The organism is Lactobacillus gigeriorum DSM 23908 = CRBIP 24.85 (assembly GCF_000296855.1).
Lineage (GTDB): Bacteria > Bacillota > Bacilli > Lactobacillales > Lactobacillaceae > Lactobacillus > Lactobacillus gigeriorum.
The window spans coordinates 1-1,487 of the sequence record NZ_CAKC01000053.1; the positions used below are offsets into that span (position 1 = coordinate 1).

Below are 1,487 nucleotides of genomic sequence, written 5' to 3' on the forward strand. Positions count from 1 at the left end.
ATCCAGCCGCAGGTTCTCCTACGGCTACCTTGTTACGACTTCACCCCAGTCATCTGCCCTGCCTTAGACGGCTCCCTCCTTACGGTTAGGCCACCGGCTTTGGGCGTTGCAGACTCCCATGGTGTGACGGGCGGTGTGTACAAGGCCCGGGAACGTATTCACCGCGGCGTGCTGATCCGCGATTACTAGCGATTCCAGCTTCGTGCAGTCGAGTTGCAGACTGCAGTCCGAACTGAGAACAGCTTTCAGAGATTTGCTTGCCTTCGCAGGCTCGCTGCTCGTTGTACTGCCCATTGTAGCACGTGTGTAGCCCAGGTCATAAGGGGCATGATGACTTGACGTCGTCCCCACCTTCCTCCGGTTTGTCACCGGCAGTCTCATTAGAGTGCCCAACTTAATGCTGGCAACTAATGACAAGGGTTGCGCTCGTTGCGGGACTTAACCCAACATCTCACGACACGAGCTGACGACAGCCATGCACCACCTGTCTTAGCGTCCCCGAAGGGAACTCCCAATCTCTTGGGATTGCGCTAGATGTCAAGACCTGGTAAGGTTCTTCGCGTTGCTTCGAATTAAACCACATGCTCCACCGCTTGTGCGGGCCCCCGTCAATTCCTTTGAGTTTCAACCTTGCGGTCGTACTCCCCAGGCGGAGTGCTTAATGCGTTAGCTGCAGCACTGAGAGGCGGAAACCTCCCAACACTTAGCACTCATCGTTTACGGCATGGACTACCAGGGTATCTAATCCTGTTCGCTACCCATGCTTTCGAGCCTCAGCGTCAGTTACAGACCAGAGAGCCGCTTTCGCCACTGGTGTTCTTCCATATATCTACGCATTCCACCGCTACACATGGAGTTCCACTCTCCTCTTCTGCACTCAAGAAAGACAGTTTCCGATGCAGTTCCCCGGTTGAGCCGAGGGCTTTCACATCAGACTTATCTTTCCGCCTGCGCTCGCTTTACGCCCAATAAATCCGGACAACGCTTGCCACCTACGTATTACCGCGGCTGCTGGCACGTAGTTAGCCGTGACTTTCTGGTTGATTACCGTCAAATAAAGATCAGTTACTCTCTCTATCCTTCTTCACCAACAACAGAGCTTTACGATCCGAAAACCTTCTTCACTCACGCGGCGTTGCTCCATCAGACTTTCGTCCATTGTGGAAGATTCCCTACTGCTGCCTCCCGTAGGAGTTTGGGCCGTGTCTCAGTCCCAATGTGGCCGATCAGTCTCTCAACTCGGCTATGCATCATCGCCTTGGTAGGCCTTTACCCTACCAACTAGCTAATGCACCGCGGGTCCATCCTTTAGCGACAGCTTACGCCGCCTTTCAAGCTGCTGCCATGCAGCTGCAGCTGTTATCCGGTATTAGCACCTGTTTCCAAGTGGTATCCCAGACTTAAGGGCAGGTTACCCACGTGTTACTCACCCATCCGCCGCTAGCCTGTATCTGCGTCCGCTCCGAAGAGCTTCTACAGGCAGGCTC

At 54.3% G+C, this 1,487-nt stretch carries 1 rRNA gene; it reads right to left on the reverse strand.

Annotated features, from left to right (window positions below):
- Positions 1 to 1,487, reverse strand: a 16S ribosomal RNA gene (locus BN52_RS05195); the annotation flags it as partial.